Annotated in this window: 17 protein-coding genes; 4 read left to right on the top strand and 13 right to left on the bottom strand. The window is 40.4% G+C overall.

Going from position 1 to position 15459, the window contains the following annotated elements:
* Window positions 1-83 precede the first annotated feature (83 nt).
* A complete protein-coding gene (locus N480_RS16635) occupies window positions 84-1076 on the top strand; it encodes a ChaN family lipoprotein (protein ID WP_063373571.1) in 993 nt (330 codons plus the stop codon).
* 212 nt (window positions 1077-1288) lie between these two features.
* Here N480_RS16635 and N480_RS16630 read toward each other — a convergent pair whose 3' ends face one another.
* Window positions 1289-2302 (bottom strand): DUF2235 domain-containing protein, encoded by a 1014-nt coding sequence (locus N480_RS16630; protein ID WP_063373570.1) that lies wholly within the window; start codon window positions 2300-2302, stop codon window positions 1289-1291.
* Window positions 2303-2442: 140 nt separating this feature from the next.
* A complete protein-coding gene (locus N480_RS16625; RefSeq protein WP_063373569.1) occupies window positions 2443-2751 on the bottom strand; it encodes a DUF1330 domain-containing protein in 309 nt (102 codons plus the stop codon).
* A 168-nt stretch (window positions 2752-2919) separates the two neighbouring features.
* On the opposite strand from N480_RS16625, the gene N480_RS16620 reads away from it, so the two are divergent.
* Window positions 2920-3492 (top strand): nucleoside deaminase, encoded by a 573-nt coding sequence (locus tag N480_RS16620; RefSeq protein WP_063373568.1) that lies wholly within the window; start codon window positions 2920-2922, stop codon window positions 3490-3492.
* A 33-nt stretch (window positions 3493-3525) separates the two neighbouring features.
* On the opposite strand, the gene N480_RS16615 is transcribed toward N480_RS16620, so the two are convergent.
* On the bottom strand, window positions 3526-4101 hold the full coding sequence (locus tag N480_RS16615; RefSeq protein ID WP_063373567.1) for a YceI family protein: 576 nt from the start codon (window positions 4099-4101) through the stop codon (window positions 3526-3528).
* Window positions 4102-4123: 22 nt separating this feature from the next.
* On the bottom strand, window positions 4124-4675 hold the full coding sequence (locus N480_RS16610; RefSeq protein WP_063373566.1) for a cytochrome b: 552 nt from the start codon (window positions 4673-4675) through the stop codon (window positions 4124-4126).
* Window positions 4676-4810: 135 nt separating this feature from the next.
* Between N480_RS16610 and N480_RS16605 the strand changes: the two genes are divergently transcribed.
* Window positions 4811-5704 (top strand): LysR family transcriptional regulator, encoded by an 894-nt coding sequence (locus N480_RS16605; RefSeq protein WP_063373565.1) that lies wholly within the window; start codon window positions 4811-4813, stop codon window positions 5702-5704.
* A 47-nt stretch (window positions 5705-5751) separates the two neighbouring features.
* Here the strand turns inward: N480_RS16605 and N480_RS16600 are convergent, their stop codons facing one another.
* The 5 genes from N480_RS16600 to N480_RS16580 all read right to left on the bottom strand — a co-directional run bounded on the left by N480_RS16600 (window position 5752) and on the right by N480_RS16580 (window position 10957).
* A complete protein-coding gene (locus N480_RS16600) occupies window positions 5752-6168 on the bottom strand; it encodes a cupin domain-containing protein (protein ID WP_063373564.1) in 417 nt (138 codons plus the stop codon).
* A gap of 174 nt (window positions 6169-6342) precedes the next feature.
* On the bottom strand, window positions 6343-7899 hold the full coding sequence (locus N480_RS16595; protein ID WP_063373563.1) for a SulP family inorganic anion transporter: 1557 nt from the start codon (window positions 7897-7899) through the stop codon (window positions 6343-6345).
* 112 nt (window positions 7900-8011) lie between these two features.
* Window positions 8012-8473 (bottom strand): Lrp/AsnC family transcriptional regulator, encoded by a 462-nt coding sequence (locus N480_RS16590; RefSeq protein WP_063355950.1) that lies wholly within the window; start codon window positions 8471-8473, stop codon window positions 8012-8014.
* Window positions 8474-8520: 47 nt separating this feature from the next.
* Window positions 8521-9162, bottom strand: a complete 642-nt coding sequence (locus N480_RS16585; protein ID WP_063373562.1) for an MBL fold metallo-hydrolase — start codon at window positions 9160-9162, stop codon at window positions 8521-8523.
* A 1-nt stretch (window position 9163) separates the two neighbouring features.
* Window positions 9164-10957: a M14 family metallopeptidase gene (locus tag N480_RS16580; protein WP_419554946.1), complete on the bottom strand. Its 1794-nt coding sequence runs from the start codon at window positions 10955-10957 to the stop codon at window positions 9164-9166.
* A 140-nt stretch (window positions 10958-11097) separates the two neighbouring features.
* On the opposite strand from N480_RS16580, the gene N480_RS16575 reads away from it, so the two are divergent.
* The gene (locus N480_RS16575) at window positions 11098-11925 is read left to right on the top strand and encodes an SDR family oxidoreductase (protein ID WP_063373646.1); all 828 of its coding nucleotides are present in this window, start codon (window positions 11098-11100) and stop codon (window positions 11923-11925) included.
* Between the two features lie 120 nt (window positions 11926-12045).
* On the opposite strand, the gene rplT is transcribed toward N480_RS16575, so the two are convergent.
* From rplT to thrS, 4 genes are all read right to left on the bottom strand, one after another.
* Entirely contained in the window at window positions 12046-12405 is a 360-nt protein-coding gene (gene rplT / locus N480_RS16570; RefSeq protein ID WP_023398349.1) for a 50S ribosomal protein L20, read from the bottom strand.
* A gap of 15 nt (window positions 12406-12420) precedes the next feature.
* Window positions 12421-12621: a 50S ribosomal protein L35 gene (gene rpmI / locus N480_RS16565; RefSeq protein ID WP_023398350.1), complete on the bottom strand. Its 201-nt coding sequence runs from the start codon at window positions 12619-12621 to the stop codon at window positions 12421-12423.
* Between the two features lie 214 nt (window positions 12622-12835).
* The gene (gene infC, locus N480_RS16560) at window positions 12836-13399 is read right to left on the bottom strand and encodes a translation initiation factor IF-3 (RefSeq protein WP_081225566.1); all 564 of its coding nucleotides are present in this window, start codon (window positions 13397-13399) and stop codon (window positions 12836-12838) included.
* A gap of 60 nt (window positions 13400-13459) precedes the next feature.
* Window positions 13460-15370, bottom strand: coding sequence for a threonine--tRNA ligase (gene thrS, locus N480_RS16555; RefSeq protein ID WP_063373560.1), 1911 nt, complete (start codon window positions 15368-15370; stop codon window positions 13460-13462).
* Between the last annotated feature and the right edge of the window lie 89 nt (window positions 15371-15459).

The following is a 15459-nucleotide window of genomic DNA, read 5'->3' as shown; positions in this document are numbered from 1 at the left end:
ATTTGATAAAGCAGCTTAGTCCGTGACTTAATATTTGATAATAGTTATCATTACACAAGTTAAAACTCTACCTCGGATAGTTTATGAACTTTAGAAACACCACAAAGTACCTCGCTATTTTCGCTTCAATCCTCTCAGCTCAAGGCTGTAGCGTTATTTCAACAGGTTCGGTAACAAACTCTCAAATTGCGACAATGCAAGATTATCATTTGTATGAAGCAGCAAATCAGTCAGTTACTTCACTAAATAAATTACGAAGTGATTTGGCAGAGAGCGATGTTATATTTATTGGTGAATATCACTCGCATAGCGCATCACACAGATTACAAGTTCAGTTATTAAGTTCTTTATATCAGCAAAATAGAAATCTAGTGCTATCTATGGAGCAGTTTTCTCGAGATAAGCAAAATATATTAAATCAATACTTACGCAATGAAATTGGCGAGCAAACATTAATTAAAGAAGGTGACGCCTGGGATAACTACCCCAGTGATTACCGCCCTCTGGTTGAATTTGCCAAAGAACATCGTTTGCCTGTTGTTGGGGCCAATACACCTATAAGTATTGTTAGATGTGTAGCCCGAAAAGGACCTGAGTTTATTCAGTCCCTCGATTCAGAAAAGTTGAACTGGGTCGCGACAGATATCACAACTAGCTCTGTTGAATACCAAGATAAGTTTGCAAAATCGATGTTACACCATAAAGGGCCAAGCAACCTAAATAAATCCATAACCAAAAGTAATAGTTTTTATGCTCAATTGGCCCGTGATAATACGATGGCAGACTCTATATACAAAGCAACCCTGCGTGCCCCAAATAGCCAAATTATCCATTTTAACGGCGCGTTTCATAGTAACTACCACCTTGGGACTGTTGACGCATTGAAACGTATCGCTCCCGAATTAAAAATAACTGTAATTAGCCCTCAGTTTACAAATGAGAACATCGATTGGGACAAAGGAGACTACATATATAAAATAAAGAGCTTACCAGCTAGATATATTAAAAAAGAAAACAGAGATAAAGCAATTATGAAAATGATGAGTGCTAAAAGTAAAAAAAATTGTGTACTTTAAAGTAATTTGAATCGAGTCAAAACTAAAATTGTAAGTAGAGATCATGTCATCTACTTACAATTATCTAATCGCTTGAGCAATTTTAATGTTATTTTATTCTGTCTTAAAATATTTCTAAGGGCTACGCAAAAATACAAAGCTGGTAAAAAGCATAACTATTTTATATAGCGTAAAACTTTTCCACCAAATCATATCGGTTTCGCTCCAACGCTCTATTGAACACGTTTGGTGCTCATCCTATCTATAAAATCAAAAGCGTTTCTTGGCTGATATGAACTGCTTTGCGAAATTCGTTGGTATACGCTCTCGTGTAATGACTCATTGGTTCTCTCTTTAGTACCTAACTGTCGCATTTTTTCAGTTAACTTATACAGCCAGCTCATCGAGTCCCGATATTCATCTAGGTGATGTGGACGATAGTATGACAAAAACTTTTCGTTAAATATTAAGCCATGATCGCTTGCTTTCTCTTTAAGCCAATGCAGAGAAATATTAGCTAGGCCATCTTTAGAATAACCACCACCAACGTTGCTATGGCTGCCTGCAAACCACTTTTGCTCTAACGTTTGCTGGGAGCCTTCTGGCAAGGTCCAAATTGCGGGTTTAAACGGGCCGCGCTTTTCATCAATTGCAAGCGCATGATAAGCATGTTCGATATTTTCGGTCAGACTAACGTCATGAAAACGGTATCTGTTGTTGATCAGTTCAAATTTAAAAGGCACACCCAATGCGCCAACAGTATCCCAAACACCTACAAACTTGATCGATACATCTGTGCACTTATGTTCTTTTTTAAAGGCAGCAACTTCCGCATCTGAGGCTTTATTTCGATATAATCGGTATGCCTCCGGCATATAAAAAGCGTGATCTTTAGGTAGTAGACCCACTTTATTGATTAAGCCTATCGCACTACGAATTGTATAAGCACCACGGCTAAAACCAAACCCATAGATTTCATCTCCAGGTTGGTAGTTTAAAACTAAAAATTGATAAGCTTTAATCACATTTTCAGACAAGCCAATTCCAAAGCCGCCACCCAAAATCTTATCCATTCCCCAGTGCGTACCAACCCCCTCGCTGTAATAAACAACCTGATGGATCCCATCATGGCACACAGGCTCTATGCCCCTTGCTAGTTTAACGACATTGGTTGGCTTTCGTTTGCCTCGATCATATTGTGCTGGCTTGTTCCAAGTACCATCCATACACAACACTAACCTTTTCATTCTTTTTCCTTTTAACTAACTGAATTACAATAAATAGCAGCCGCAACAATACAGCTAATGACAAACATTAAAAAGGACAAATTTTCCCTATTCATTACTAAAATTTTTATGGTTATGCTGTCTGACTGTGCAAAAGTTTCTTATTCGGTTATTTCATAGCTACGAATAATTGTCGTATGTTCAACTGCCGGCTTATAGTATTTTTCTTTGATTTCTAGATATTCTTCGTTGCTAAAAAAGGTGTCCATTGCCTCTTTGCTCGGAAAACGTATTGTGAAAACGCGATTGATATCATTGCTTGTTTCCTTTTTTAATACTTTTCCTACAACAAAGTCATAGCCAAAGTCACCGCCAATCCCCAGTAATATTGGCGTCATTGCCTTTCTATACTCCAGATATAGCGCATCATTTTTTACATACAGCCCGACCAATATTTCCAATTTTGTCATGGTTTTTTCCTTACAATTTTGTACCCAGATTCTGCATTAAAGTGGTTAAACACACAATCTAATTCCTAACCTATCAATAAATATCTATATTTATTGGTAGCTCACTTCACAATTGCTCCTCATTGTTCTTATATATGTTGTATCAATTGCAATTTTTTGGATAAAACCATGATACAGCCTTTGTTTGATCAAGATACCAAAGTGAATGATACGACTCTTAACGTTATTGCGCATATGCCGACAACAAGCTTACCCACGCTTATTTCTGATGATTTTAGTGCAAAGTTAAGCGATGTTGACTTCATGAGAATTGCGGTTTTACTTGCCAAAAAAAGCTACGAAGAAGGCGGGTGCCCTATTGGCGCAGTTATCATCAATAATGAAAATAATCAAATTGTCGGTAAAGGACACAATACCCTTGTGCAAGAGTCACATCCCTACAACCATGGAGAAACCTCTGCAATTCGAGATGCTGGCAGAATTGATTTTTCTAAAACAACCCTGTACACCAGTCTAAGCCCTTGTGATGTGTGCGCTACACTTTTATACATGAGAGGCTTCAAACGCGTCGTGGTTGGAGATATTACTAATGCCAGTGGTAATGAGTCACTGTTAAAAGAAAAAGGTCTGCAAGTAGATATTCTGGAAGATATACTAGGTGTAAAACAGTACGGAGAGTTTAGATTGCAAAAACCAGAACAAGACTTAGAGGACTGGCAAGGGGTTGCTGCCTTGAAATAAAAAGAGGGCCTCGTAAAACAAGGCCTCCGTATGTTATTTTTTTATACCTTCAATGTGCAGTTCAAGAGTCACATGAGTAGAAGCTGGGCCTAAATTGTAATCGATACCGAAGTCTTTAAGCTTTAAAGTCGTTTCACCTGAAAAGCCAACACGGTAACCCCCCCAAGGATCTTTACCTTCACCAATTTTTTCTACTGGGAAGGTTATCGTGCGCTTCACACCGTGAAGTTCTAATATACCTGTTAGCTTCCCTTCTGTTTCACTAACTTGCTCATATTTAGAGCTTTCGAAGGTTGCTTTTGGAAATTTCTTAACGTTTAAAAAGTCCTTTCCTTTTAGGTGCTTATCACGTTCAGCGTGATTTGAGTCAATACTGGCAGTATTAATAACAACATTTATTTTAGAGGCATTTGGGTTAGCTTTATCATAGCTAAAGTCACCGTCAAAATCATTAAATCGACCCGTTAACCAACTATAACCCAAGTGCTTAATTTTAAAGTTTATAAAGGCGTGTGCGCCCGCTTTGTCAATTTGGTATTCCGCCGCATTAGCCACACCCGAAATTGCCAAACCAGCAGCAACAACCGCGGATAAAATACGTTTTTTCATAAATTCCTCTCAAGATACTTAATTAATTTTCTTTATTCACTTTTAGTATTCGACTTAAGGCGCCATCTTTATTTATAAACTGGTGCTTCAACGCAGCGCCTATATGCACGACTACAAAGCCAATTAATGCCCATGCCAACCAAAAGTGCACTTCACCAACAATGTCTTCTTGATTATCAAAAGACCAAGGAAATGCAGGCACATTAATGAGTTCAAATACAGAAATAGGCCTACCGTCAGCAGTCGAAATCAAATAACCACTGACAAGAATTAGTAGCATCAATACATAGAGTAAAAAGTGCCCTACTCGCGCTGCAACCTGTTCTAGTTTTGGCCCCGGAAGTTCATCAGGGCGCTCGTTAACCTGTCGCCAGAGCAGCCTCAATACCCACATAGCTATCAATGACATACCGATCGATTTGTGCAGCTCTAAAGCGCCTTTGTACCATGGGTCATAATAGGTAAGCTCTACCATATAAAGGCCAAGTCCAAACATAAAAAAGATCGCTATCGCCATGAGCCAATGAATTAATATGGCTACCAAACCATAACTTTTCTTACTGTTTTTAAGCACCTTGCCTCCTACCTTGCCGGATACCTGTATCTAGATTACAGATTAATTCTCCCCACAAGTAGTGCATAAATTTAAAAACTGTTGTGCAAAATTGTATATACTAATTCCATAGACGAAGTGGAATATTATTTTTTTATGCAAAAGTTAAATTGGGATGACTTTCGTGTTGCGCATATTGTGGCAAATGCTGGCTCGTTGGCCAAAGCTTCGCAAACACTCCAATGTAATCACACCACCGTGTTACGACACATAAACCGACTAGAAGAAGCACTGAACGTTAAGCTATTTATCCGTCATCAAAGAGGATATAAATTGACCGATGCGGGTTCTATTTTGCATGATGCGATGCCTGACATTGACGCACAATTTGTTGCATTAGAGGATAAATTACAAAGTGTTCAGCAAGACTTTAGCGGAAAAGTAAGGATTACGACGGTCACGTCATACTCATCACTTCTCGCGCCAGCAATGCATGCTTTTCGCCAGCAATATCCAAAGGTAAGGATTGAGCTTCTCGCTACTGATGAGGTGATCCCCGCACAGAGTGGCGCCGTGCATGTTGCGTTGAGGGCTGGGCCTAAGCCCCAAGATCCAGACTTGATTGTACGCCATGTTGTGTCATTAAAAATGGCCTATTATGCATCGCAAAGTTATGTCGATACATTTGGACTGCCTGAGTGCGAAACACAGATGAATGAACACCAGTGGTTAATGCCTGATATAAGTAAATATCACATCCCGTTTATTCATCAAGTCATAAAACGATTGAGCAATGAAAGTATTGTTTACTCAAGCAATCAATTTTTAGATATCCAATCCGCAGTGATAAGTGGGATGGGCATTGGCCCTGTGTCTGAGATAGAAGCTAATAAGCACGCACATTTAGTTAAACTTGATTGCAGCACCCTATTTGCAACGGATTACATAGGCTCTTTATGGTACACATACCACAAAGACCTAAAAGACAATGCGAAAGTAAAAGCGCTATGTGAGTTTTTAATTAATCATACGCGCCATTTGTCAGTTTGAATTGCACGAGGTTAGTTAGCCTTAATATAAACTAGCCTAGTACTTTGCTATTTTTTAACTGTAATAGCTTTGCCTTTTTCGCCAGCATAGAACACGATGATTCTCACATCATCTTCGCCTAGTGCCTTTCCTGTATGTACCTTATTTACCAGTTCAACAATCGGATCTCCTGCGTTTAGCATCAAAACCTCACCGTTAGGCTTTGTCACCTTAAGGTGTCCTTGTAGTACGACACCCGCATTAATCACAGGATGAAAGTGGAGTGGAAGCGTTGTCCCTGCTGGTATATTAATATCGAGAACTGTTATTTCGGGTGTGCCGGATGGATACTTAGGCAAAGGTGAGCCGTCCCAACTTTGACTGGTTTTGACCAATGTTTTTACGCTCACTTGCTTTTCTTGTGCAGCAGGTTGATGACTAAGGAGCATCGATGCCAAAACTATGACCGCAGAGATTTTTTTCATATTGCGTTTTCACTTCTTAATGTATTTTGAGTTCACCTTAATAAAGCGAAGGTAAATAAGCTATAGCTTAAAGATAAAATGAGCCAAAGATATTATTTTTTCTCACCTCTTTTAATACATATTCTTAAGCATAAAAAAGCCCGCTTAATGCGGGCTTTTTTATGCAAAACAAGTTTAGGCTAGCTTATCCGAAGCTACTTTGTATTTTGGGTCTTCAATCACATTAACTTCTACTAAGTCACATGCATTGTCCAGTAGCTGCTTGCAGTCTTGGCTTAGGTGACGCAAGTGAAGCGTTTTACCTGCTTTAGTATATTTTTCAGCTAAAGCATCAATTGCCTCAATAGCGCTGTGGTCTGCGACACGGCTATATTTGAACTCGACGATGACATCATCCGGATCATTTGCGATATCAAACAGCTCAGCGAAGTTTTTAACCGAACCAAAGAACAGCGGGCCATGAAGCTCATACACTTTAGAGCCCTCTTCATCTATGTAATTACTGGTATAAATGTGCTTTGCATGTTCCCAAGCAAATACAAGCGCAGATACAATGACACCCACACATACTGCAATGGCCAAATCTGTTATTACGGTTACACCTGATACAAGCACAATTACAAACGCATCACTTTTAGGGATGCGCTTCATTAATCGGAAGCTAGACCACTCAAAGGTACCTAGTACAACCATAAACATAACGCCTACCAGTGCTGCCAGAGGTATCATTTCGATCAAGCTAGCTGCGAACAAGATAAAACCAAGTAATAACAGCGCAGCTGTGATACCCGACAGCCTGCTGCGACCACCTGAATTAATGTTGATCATAGATTGTCCGATCATCGCACAACCCCCCATTGCACCAAACACACCACAAGTTACATTTGCAGCACCTTGACCAACGCATTCTCGGTTACTATTACCGCGAGTCTCAGTGATTTCATCAATGAGTGTCAATGTCAGCAATGACTCAATGAGACCGATTGCAGCCAAGATAAGTGCATAAGGGAAAATAATTTTAAATGTTTCTAAGTTCCAAGGTACTTCTGGAATATGGAACATAGGGAAGCCACCAGCAATGGTGGCATCAGCATTACCACTCATATCTTTTAGATAATCAAGTACATTTCGCGCATCTAGGTCAAATCCAATCACAATACCTGTTACGACTAAAATGGCTGCAAGGCTTGACGGAATAGCGGTCGTTAATTTAGGTAGGAAGTGAATAATGCCCATGGTTAGCGCAACAAGGCCAGCCATAATGTATAGCTCTGAGCCTTGCATCCATTGTAGCGTTCCGGAGTCATCCATCACTTTGAATTGACCGAGTTGAGCGAGGAAAATAACAATGGCGAGGCCATTAACGAAACCGAGCATTACTGGGTGTGGCACCATTCGGATGAATTTACCCAGCTTAAAGATACCTGCTAGGATCTGTAAAATACCCATTAGTAATACAGTTGCAAAGAGGTATTCGACCCCATGTTCAACCACAAGGCTTACCATAACTACTGCAAGTGCACCAGTTGCACCTGAAATCATACCAGGACGACCACCAAATATTGAAGTGATAAGTCCAACGATGAATGCTGCATAAAGGCCAACTAATGGGTCGACTTGTGCAACAAATGCGAAAGCGACTGCTTCAGGTACCAATGCCAATGCAACGGTTAAGCCTGATAGCACATCGTTCTTAGCAGAGCTTGGCGCTTTGCCTAAAAGATTAAACATTTATATCCCCAGTGTTTTTTACTACGACAGAAAAGCGCTGGATCCTAACAAAATCCAGCGCTTTTAACAAACATGATACATTATAGTGGTAATTTGAGATGTCTGTATGACACTAAATGATTGGTAAAGCAGTTGAACGTTTAACGCACGTCATGGTGACATTGGAATGCACTTCTTGAACGTACTCCAAATTCAGTAGATTATCTCTGACAAACAGCTCATAACCTTCAATTCCTTTAGAAATAATGCGCAACATGAAGTCCATCGTGCCTGCCATGGTGTAACACTCTGTAACTTCGTCATAGCTCATTATCAGTTTTTCAAATTCAGCGAGATTATTGCGACCATGATTAGATAGCTTTACATGAGCATAGACCAGCATATCAAAGCCAAGTTGCTTTTCGTCTAACAGCGCAACTTTCCCTTTAATAAACCCATCTTGTTCCAACTTAGCTATTCGCCTCCAGCACGGTGATTGTGACAATCCAACTTTGTCTGCAATTTCTGCTGTAGACAGGCTAGCATCCTGCTGTAACAACGCTAATATCTGACGATCAACTTGATTTAATGACATATTTATCTTTATATTTTAATGTTAAACTTTACGCTATTCACGTAGTACTATCCAAAACGCCCGCTCATAAACGGATTGTTGCGCTTCTCATACCCTATACTGGTATCTTCTCCGTGACCACTCATTACCCTTGTATTATCGTCAAGTGTAAAAAGTTTAGTTTCTATAGCGTGCTTAAGTTGTGCGGCGTTTCCTTTTGGAAAGTCAGTGCGCCCCACTGAGCCCTTAAACAATACATCTCCTACAAGCACCGACGCACTTTTAGGCTCATAAAAAACAACATGACCCGGGGTGTGACCGGGGCAATGCTTTACTGCCAACTTGAGCTCACCTAGCTCTATCACATCACCTTCTTCGAGCCACTTGTGTGGCGTGAAGCCAGCTTGTGGCGCAAATCCAAACATTTGCGCCTGCATTGGTAAACCATCTAACCAAAATTTATCTTCAATATGAGGGCCGACAATTTCTATCTCTAGAGAATCAGCCAGCTCAATACTCGCACCAACATGGTCCAAATGACCATGCGTGAGCAATATAAACTCTACCGCTAATTTATGCTCTTCAATGGCAGGCAGAATTTTCTCGACATCACCACCAGGATCCACTATGGCAGCTTTACCTGTTACATCGCAAGCGATAACTCTACAGTTTTGCATAAAAGGGGTTACAGGTATTGTAATAACTTTCATACTATTTGCTCTGGTACGACATTAAAATTGGGTATTTCAAATATGCTTGATCATAAAATGGGGTTTTTTCATATAACCACTCAAGCCGTTGTTCATCGCTGTTGGCAAACTCGCGGTCTTCGCTTATACGCTTATCAAATGCCAACGCCAACTTAGGACTCTCTTTTAACATTTTTCTAGCATATGGCTCAAGTGCATAATTTTCAACATATTCTGTACGTTGGAAAATCCCTAAAAAATCACCCCAAGCAAAAAATGAGTCAGGAGCAACTGGGTGTAATAAATGCGTTACGAGTTCAGAATAAGGTTGCTGCGTCGATACCTTGTACCAACCTTCGGTTATTGGTGATTCACTTAGCTGTAACGCTTCAAATTGCGCACTAACGCGAAAGCGCCCTTCAAATGGTTGTTTAGCAAATTCATAACTAGACACCTTGAGCTGGGTAAGACTAGTACTCTCATCGAGAGTGTTAGAAACAGTCTCCACTTCAATACCATGTAGAGCAAGCTTCTGCACTATATTGCTGTATTGAGGCGGTATATAGAATGCATTTGGCACTGTGACTTTGGCTTTTACTTCTTTTTGCCAAAACACGGGGAGCTCTTCATACTCAACAGGCTCACCAAGGTACTTCACTTCTTGATGACCCGACAAAGCACTGTCAAATTGCTTATATTTAATCCCTTTAAAGCGAATGTAATCCGGGCTTTGGCTGTAACCCCGTTCAACAACTAACTCGGTAGGATAATTGTGTTTCTCTGTTTCGATGGCTTTGTGTAACGCTTTATGCTGTTTAGACAGCGCATCAATAACACCATCAATAAAGACATAAGTACCTAAAACACGTTGTTTGTAAGGTTTTAAAGAATGGTTTTCCACAAGAATGGTCGGTAGCCCTTTTAGATCTCCCCAGCCGTTAGAGAAACGCGGTGACGCAACCCACCCCGCCAAACCTTGCTTTAAGTTACGTTTATTCATAACAAAAATCAAAGGCCCTGGAATATGTCCTTGCTGAGATAATTTGCTATCAATAATCGGGGAGAACTGCTCTTCAAGTACCTTCGCAATAGCAGGAGAATCACTTGCAAAACTTGGGTTAAACCCATACGTAATATCGTATTGATAGTCTGCACCATCCGTCACATGAACATCAATGTACAATGAAGGCTTGAAGTCATTTATGACCTCCATTACAGCCCTTACCCCAGGAGTATCAAGCTTTGCATAATCTCGATTTAGGTTCAAATTCTTTGCATTTGTTCTAAAGCCCATCGTCACTGGGCCGCGTTGATTAATGCGGTTAAATTGGCTATTTCGCTCGTGCCCATCCACATTTAAAATTGGTATAAAGAGGATATTAACCTTACTTAAAATATCGCGTCGCTTTCCCGTTGCAATATCTCTCAGTAACATAAACATTGCATCTTTACCGTCAATCTCACCAGCATGTATCCCAGCTTGAATTAAGATAGTAGGCTTTTTATTGTTGGTCATCATTGCGGGGGAGAATTGGCTATCTTCTACAGCCAACATCATATTAATATCCCTACCCTGATCACTTTTACCGATTGTGATTGATTTAAACTGTGTAGGGTTAGCTGCGACTAAACGCTTTATAAATGCATTAGTTTGCTCATAGTTGGGTGATTCCTCTCCCGCACTCAGTTCAAAGTCCGTCGTCAATGGTCCATCTTGTCGCATAAGGCTCAAGCTAGAGCCCTGCCATGGTTGCAATGGAGGGAGATGACTATTCAAATTAAGCGTTGCGGAAAGCAGAACAATACCTAAACTCATAAACATTCTTTGTGTCTTTTTTGTATAAAGTTGATTATATCAATATTTTATTTAACAGCTTACAATGTGCGGTGATTCAACAAAAATTCACAGTTAATCGCACTAATCACAGCAGAACTAAGGAAAATTTAACTAAACCAATGAGTAAAAGCATATTAATTACAGGCTGTTCAACAGGAATTGGGTTATATTGTGCTAAAACATTGCATAATGAAGGATTCAAAGTAATCGCTTCCGTGAGGAACACCGAGCATCTAAAGCAATTTGAAACACTCGGCATTCCATGCGTCTTAATTGATCTTGCCGACGAACATTCAATACAAAACGGATTCAATGAAGCGCTTTCTTTGTGTAATGGCAAATTAGATGTCTTGTTCAATAATGGCGCATATGGCCAACCTGGCGCGGTTGAAGACCTGCCAACAGAGGTGCTGAGACAACAGTTTGAAGTCAATTTCTTTGGATGGCACTCCATTACTAAGCTAGCGGTAAAACACATGAGAAAACATGGACAAGGTAGAATTGTTCAAAACTCATCTGTCCTTGGGCTTGTGGCCTTGCCTTATCGAGGTGCATACAACGCCAGTAAATTTGCACTTGAGGGGTTAACAGACACTCTGAGAATGGAATTGGCCGACACGAATATCCAAGTCAGTCTCATAGAACCTGGACCAATTTTGTCGGAGTTTAGAAAAAACGCACGAATAGCATTTGAAGAGCATATCAATATTGAGGACAGCTTTCATAAAGCAGAATATCAAGCACAATTAACAAGATTAAAAGCACAAACAGCACCCCAAAAATTTACACTCGGCCCAGATGCGGTTTATGAAAAACTGCTGCATGCTATTACCGCACCCAAAGCAAAAGCCAGATACTATGTGACATTCCCTACTTATTTTATGGGATACCTTAAGCGAATTTTAAGCTCAGCGCTTTTGGATAAGATCCTGTTAAAAAACAGGTAGCGATTTTGATTCAAAGCTTATCAATATTTATACGCAACAAATACTCTGCTTGTAATCTCAGTTACAAACTAAAAAAGGAGCCATAGGCTCCTTTTTAAATCGCTTAAACTTAATTAAAAATTAAGCTGCAAGACCTTCTTTTGCTTTCTCTACTAGAGCAGTGAAAGCTACTTGGTCATATACTGCGATATCAGCTAAGATCTTACGATCGATTTCGATTGACGACTTTTTAAGGCCGTTAATGAAGCGGCTGTAAGATAGGCCGTTTTGACGTGCTGCAGCGTTGATACGTGCAATCCATAGTTGACGGAAAGTACGTTTCTTAGCGCGACGGTCACGGTATGCATATTGACCAGCTTTAGTTACAGCTTGGAACGCTACGCGGTAAACACGTGAACGTGCTCCGTAGTAACCTTTAGCTTGCTTTAATACTTTTTTGTGACGTGCACGTGCGATAACACCGCGTTTAACTCTTGCCATTTCTGATATCCTCTATTAAGCGAATGGTAACATACGATCGATAAGGCCTAGGTCATTCTTATGAACCATAGACTTAGCACGTAGGTGTAGTTTACGCTTTGAAGACTTCTTAGTCAGAATGTGACGAAGATGCGACTGTTTACGCTTGTAACCGCCTGAAGCAGTCTTTTTGAAGCGCTTTGCAGCACCTCTGTGTGTTTTTAGCTTATAAGCCATTGCAATAACTCCAAATGATATTGCGTTTAATATATGCAAGTAGGCGGATGAGAACATCACTTTTTTGGCCTAGCTTACACCCTTATTCCGGCGAAACTAAATGAAATCAAAAAGTTTACTTAAAGCCGGTCAACACAGGTGACCATGACAAAAGCCAGTGTACTTTTATACCTGTGTTAAATTCTATGAAAAATCGGCGCGTATTATGCCTGACTTATGCTTTCTTGGCAACAGGTGCCATCATCATAACCATTTGACGACCTTCAACACGATTCGGGAAAGATTCAACTTGTGCGATCTCTTCCAAATCTGCTTTCAATCGGTTAAGCATGTCAATTGCAATTTCTTGGTGAGCCATTTCACGACCACGGAAACGGATAGTGATTTTAGCTTTGTCGCCAGCTTCTAAAAACTTACGCAAGTTACGAAGTTTAACTTGATAGTCACCTTCATCAGTTCCTGGGCGGAACTTGATTTCTTTAACTTGGATCTGTTTTTGCTTTTTCTTTTGTTCTTTTTGTAATTTTGCTTTTTCAAAAAGGAACTTACCATAGTCCATTACTTTACACACTGGTGGTTCAGCGTTTGGACTGATTTCAACAAGGTCTAAACTTGCGTTTTCTGCTTGCGCCAGTGCATCTCGTAACGAGACAATGCCCGCTTGCTCACCTTCAGCATCGATTAAGCGAACTTCTTTCGCTGTGATTTCATCATTGATACGATTCTTTTGAGCAGTAGTTTGCCCTTTTTTGCCGCCTCTAATGGTACGTTCCTCCAAAAAATCCAAAATTAAACGTGCGGCGCCGTTGAAATAGTGTTTTGCCGCACGGGTTCTAAATTATACTCTGTTCTTGATCTCTTCGCTGATTTTAGCAACAAAATCGTCTACAGAGAATTTGCCAAGGTCTTCACCTTTGCGCGTTCTTACTGCTAGCTCTTGTTGTTCAACTTCTTTATCACCAACAACAGCTAAATACGGTATACGTTTTAAAGTATGCTCGCGGATTTTAAAGCCAATTTTCTCATTTCTCAAGTCAGCACAGGCTCTTATTCCAAGTTTATTCAGTTTTTGTACAACTTCTTGGACATAATCAGCCTGTTTATCCGTAATATTCATGATCACAACCTGTTTTGGTGATAACCATGTTGGGAATAAACCAGCAAACTCTTCTGTTAAAATACCGATAAAGCGCTCAAGGGAGCCAAGAATCGCTCTATGGATCATAACTGGTGTTTGACGCTCTCCATTTTCCGCCACATAAGTCGCACCTAAACGACCAGGCATTGAAAAGTCTAGCTGAATTGTGCCACATTGCCACGCTCGTCCAAGACAATCGTGTAAAGTGAACTCAATCTTAGGGCCATAAAAAGCACCTTCGCCAGGCTGCAAGTCAAACTTTAATGAGTTTTCCTTCAATGCATCTTCAAGTGCTTTTTCTGCCTTATCCCAAATTTCGTCAGAGCCAACTCGTTGCTCAGGGCGTGTAGAGAGTTTAATCTCAACGTCTTCAAAACCGAACGTTCTATATGTATCAAAAACCATTTCAATACATGCAGATACTTCTTGTAAGATTTGTTCTTCAGTACAGAATACGTGAGCATCATCTTGTGTGAAAGACCTTACACGCATTAATCCGTGTAATGAACCTGATGGCTCATTTCTGTGTACCAATCCGAATTCAGCCATTCTGTAAGGCAAGTCACGATATGACTTAAGGCCCTGATTAAAAATCTGCAAATGACCTGGGCAGTTCATTGGCTTGACCGCATATGTACGCTTTTCAGATTCTGTAGAGAAAATCATATCACCATACTTATCCCAGTGACCTGATTTTTCCCACATACTTACGTCTAAAATAAGTGGAGCACGAACTTCTTCGTAATCAAATTTACCAAGCTGCTCACGCATGTAGTCTTCAAGCGCCTTATAAATTGTCCAGCCATCATTGTGCCAAAACACCATGCCTGGCGCTTCTTCTTGCCAGTGCCATAGGTCTAACGCTTTACCGATCTTACGGTGGTCGCGCTTTTCTGCTTCTTCAAGACGTTTAAGGTATGCTTTTAACTGTTTTTTGTCTGCCCACGCCGTACCATAGATACGTTGTAGCATTTTGTTTTCTGCATTACCACGCCAGTAAGCTCCTGCCACTTTCATAATTTTGAAGTGCTGGCAGAATTTCATGTTTGGCACGTGAGGACCACGACACATATCGATATATTCTTCGTGGTGATACAAACCCGGACGGTCATCCTTAGCAACGTTTTCGTCTAGGATTTCCATTTTGTAGGTTTCGCCGCGAGATTCAAATGTATCTCTCGCTTCTTGCCAACTAACTTTCTTTTTAACGACATCGTAATTGGTTTTAGCTAGTTGCAACATGCGCTTTTCAATTGCATCAAGATCTTCTTGAGTTAATGAATGCTCCATGTCGATGTCATAGTAAAAGCCATTGTCGATAGTAGGACCTATCGCCATTTTAGCTTCAGGGAAAAGTTGCTTTACGGCATGGCCGATTAAGTGCGCACAAGAGTGACGAATAATCTCTAGACCGTCTTCATCTTTCGCGGTGATGATTTCAAGGCTCGCATCTTGTTCAATGATGTCACACGCATCAACGCGCTCGCCATTTACACGTCCGGCTATGGTTGCTTTTGCAAGACCAGGGCCGATATCTTTGGCTACATCTAATGTGGAAACTGGGTTTTCGAAAATACGCTGACTGCCGTCAGGAAGAGTAATTACTGGCATTTTTAGTCCTATTTACAGTGGTGACACCTACGCCGCGTCACATGTATTTAATTTATCTTAATGTAATGTGTGCCCATCAACGCTTTTAC

Origin of the sequence: Pseudoalteromonas luteoviolacea S2607 (assembly GCF_001625575.1) — a bacterium.
GTDB classification, from domain to species: Bacteria; Pseudomonadota; Gammaproteobacteria; order Enterobacterales; family Alteromonadaceae; genus Pseudoalteromonas; species Pseudoalteromonas luteoviolacea_E.
Note: the sequence above shows the minus strand (reverse complement) of the source record. Positions and strands in the feature narration are given on the sequence as shown.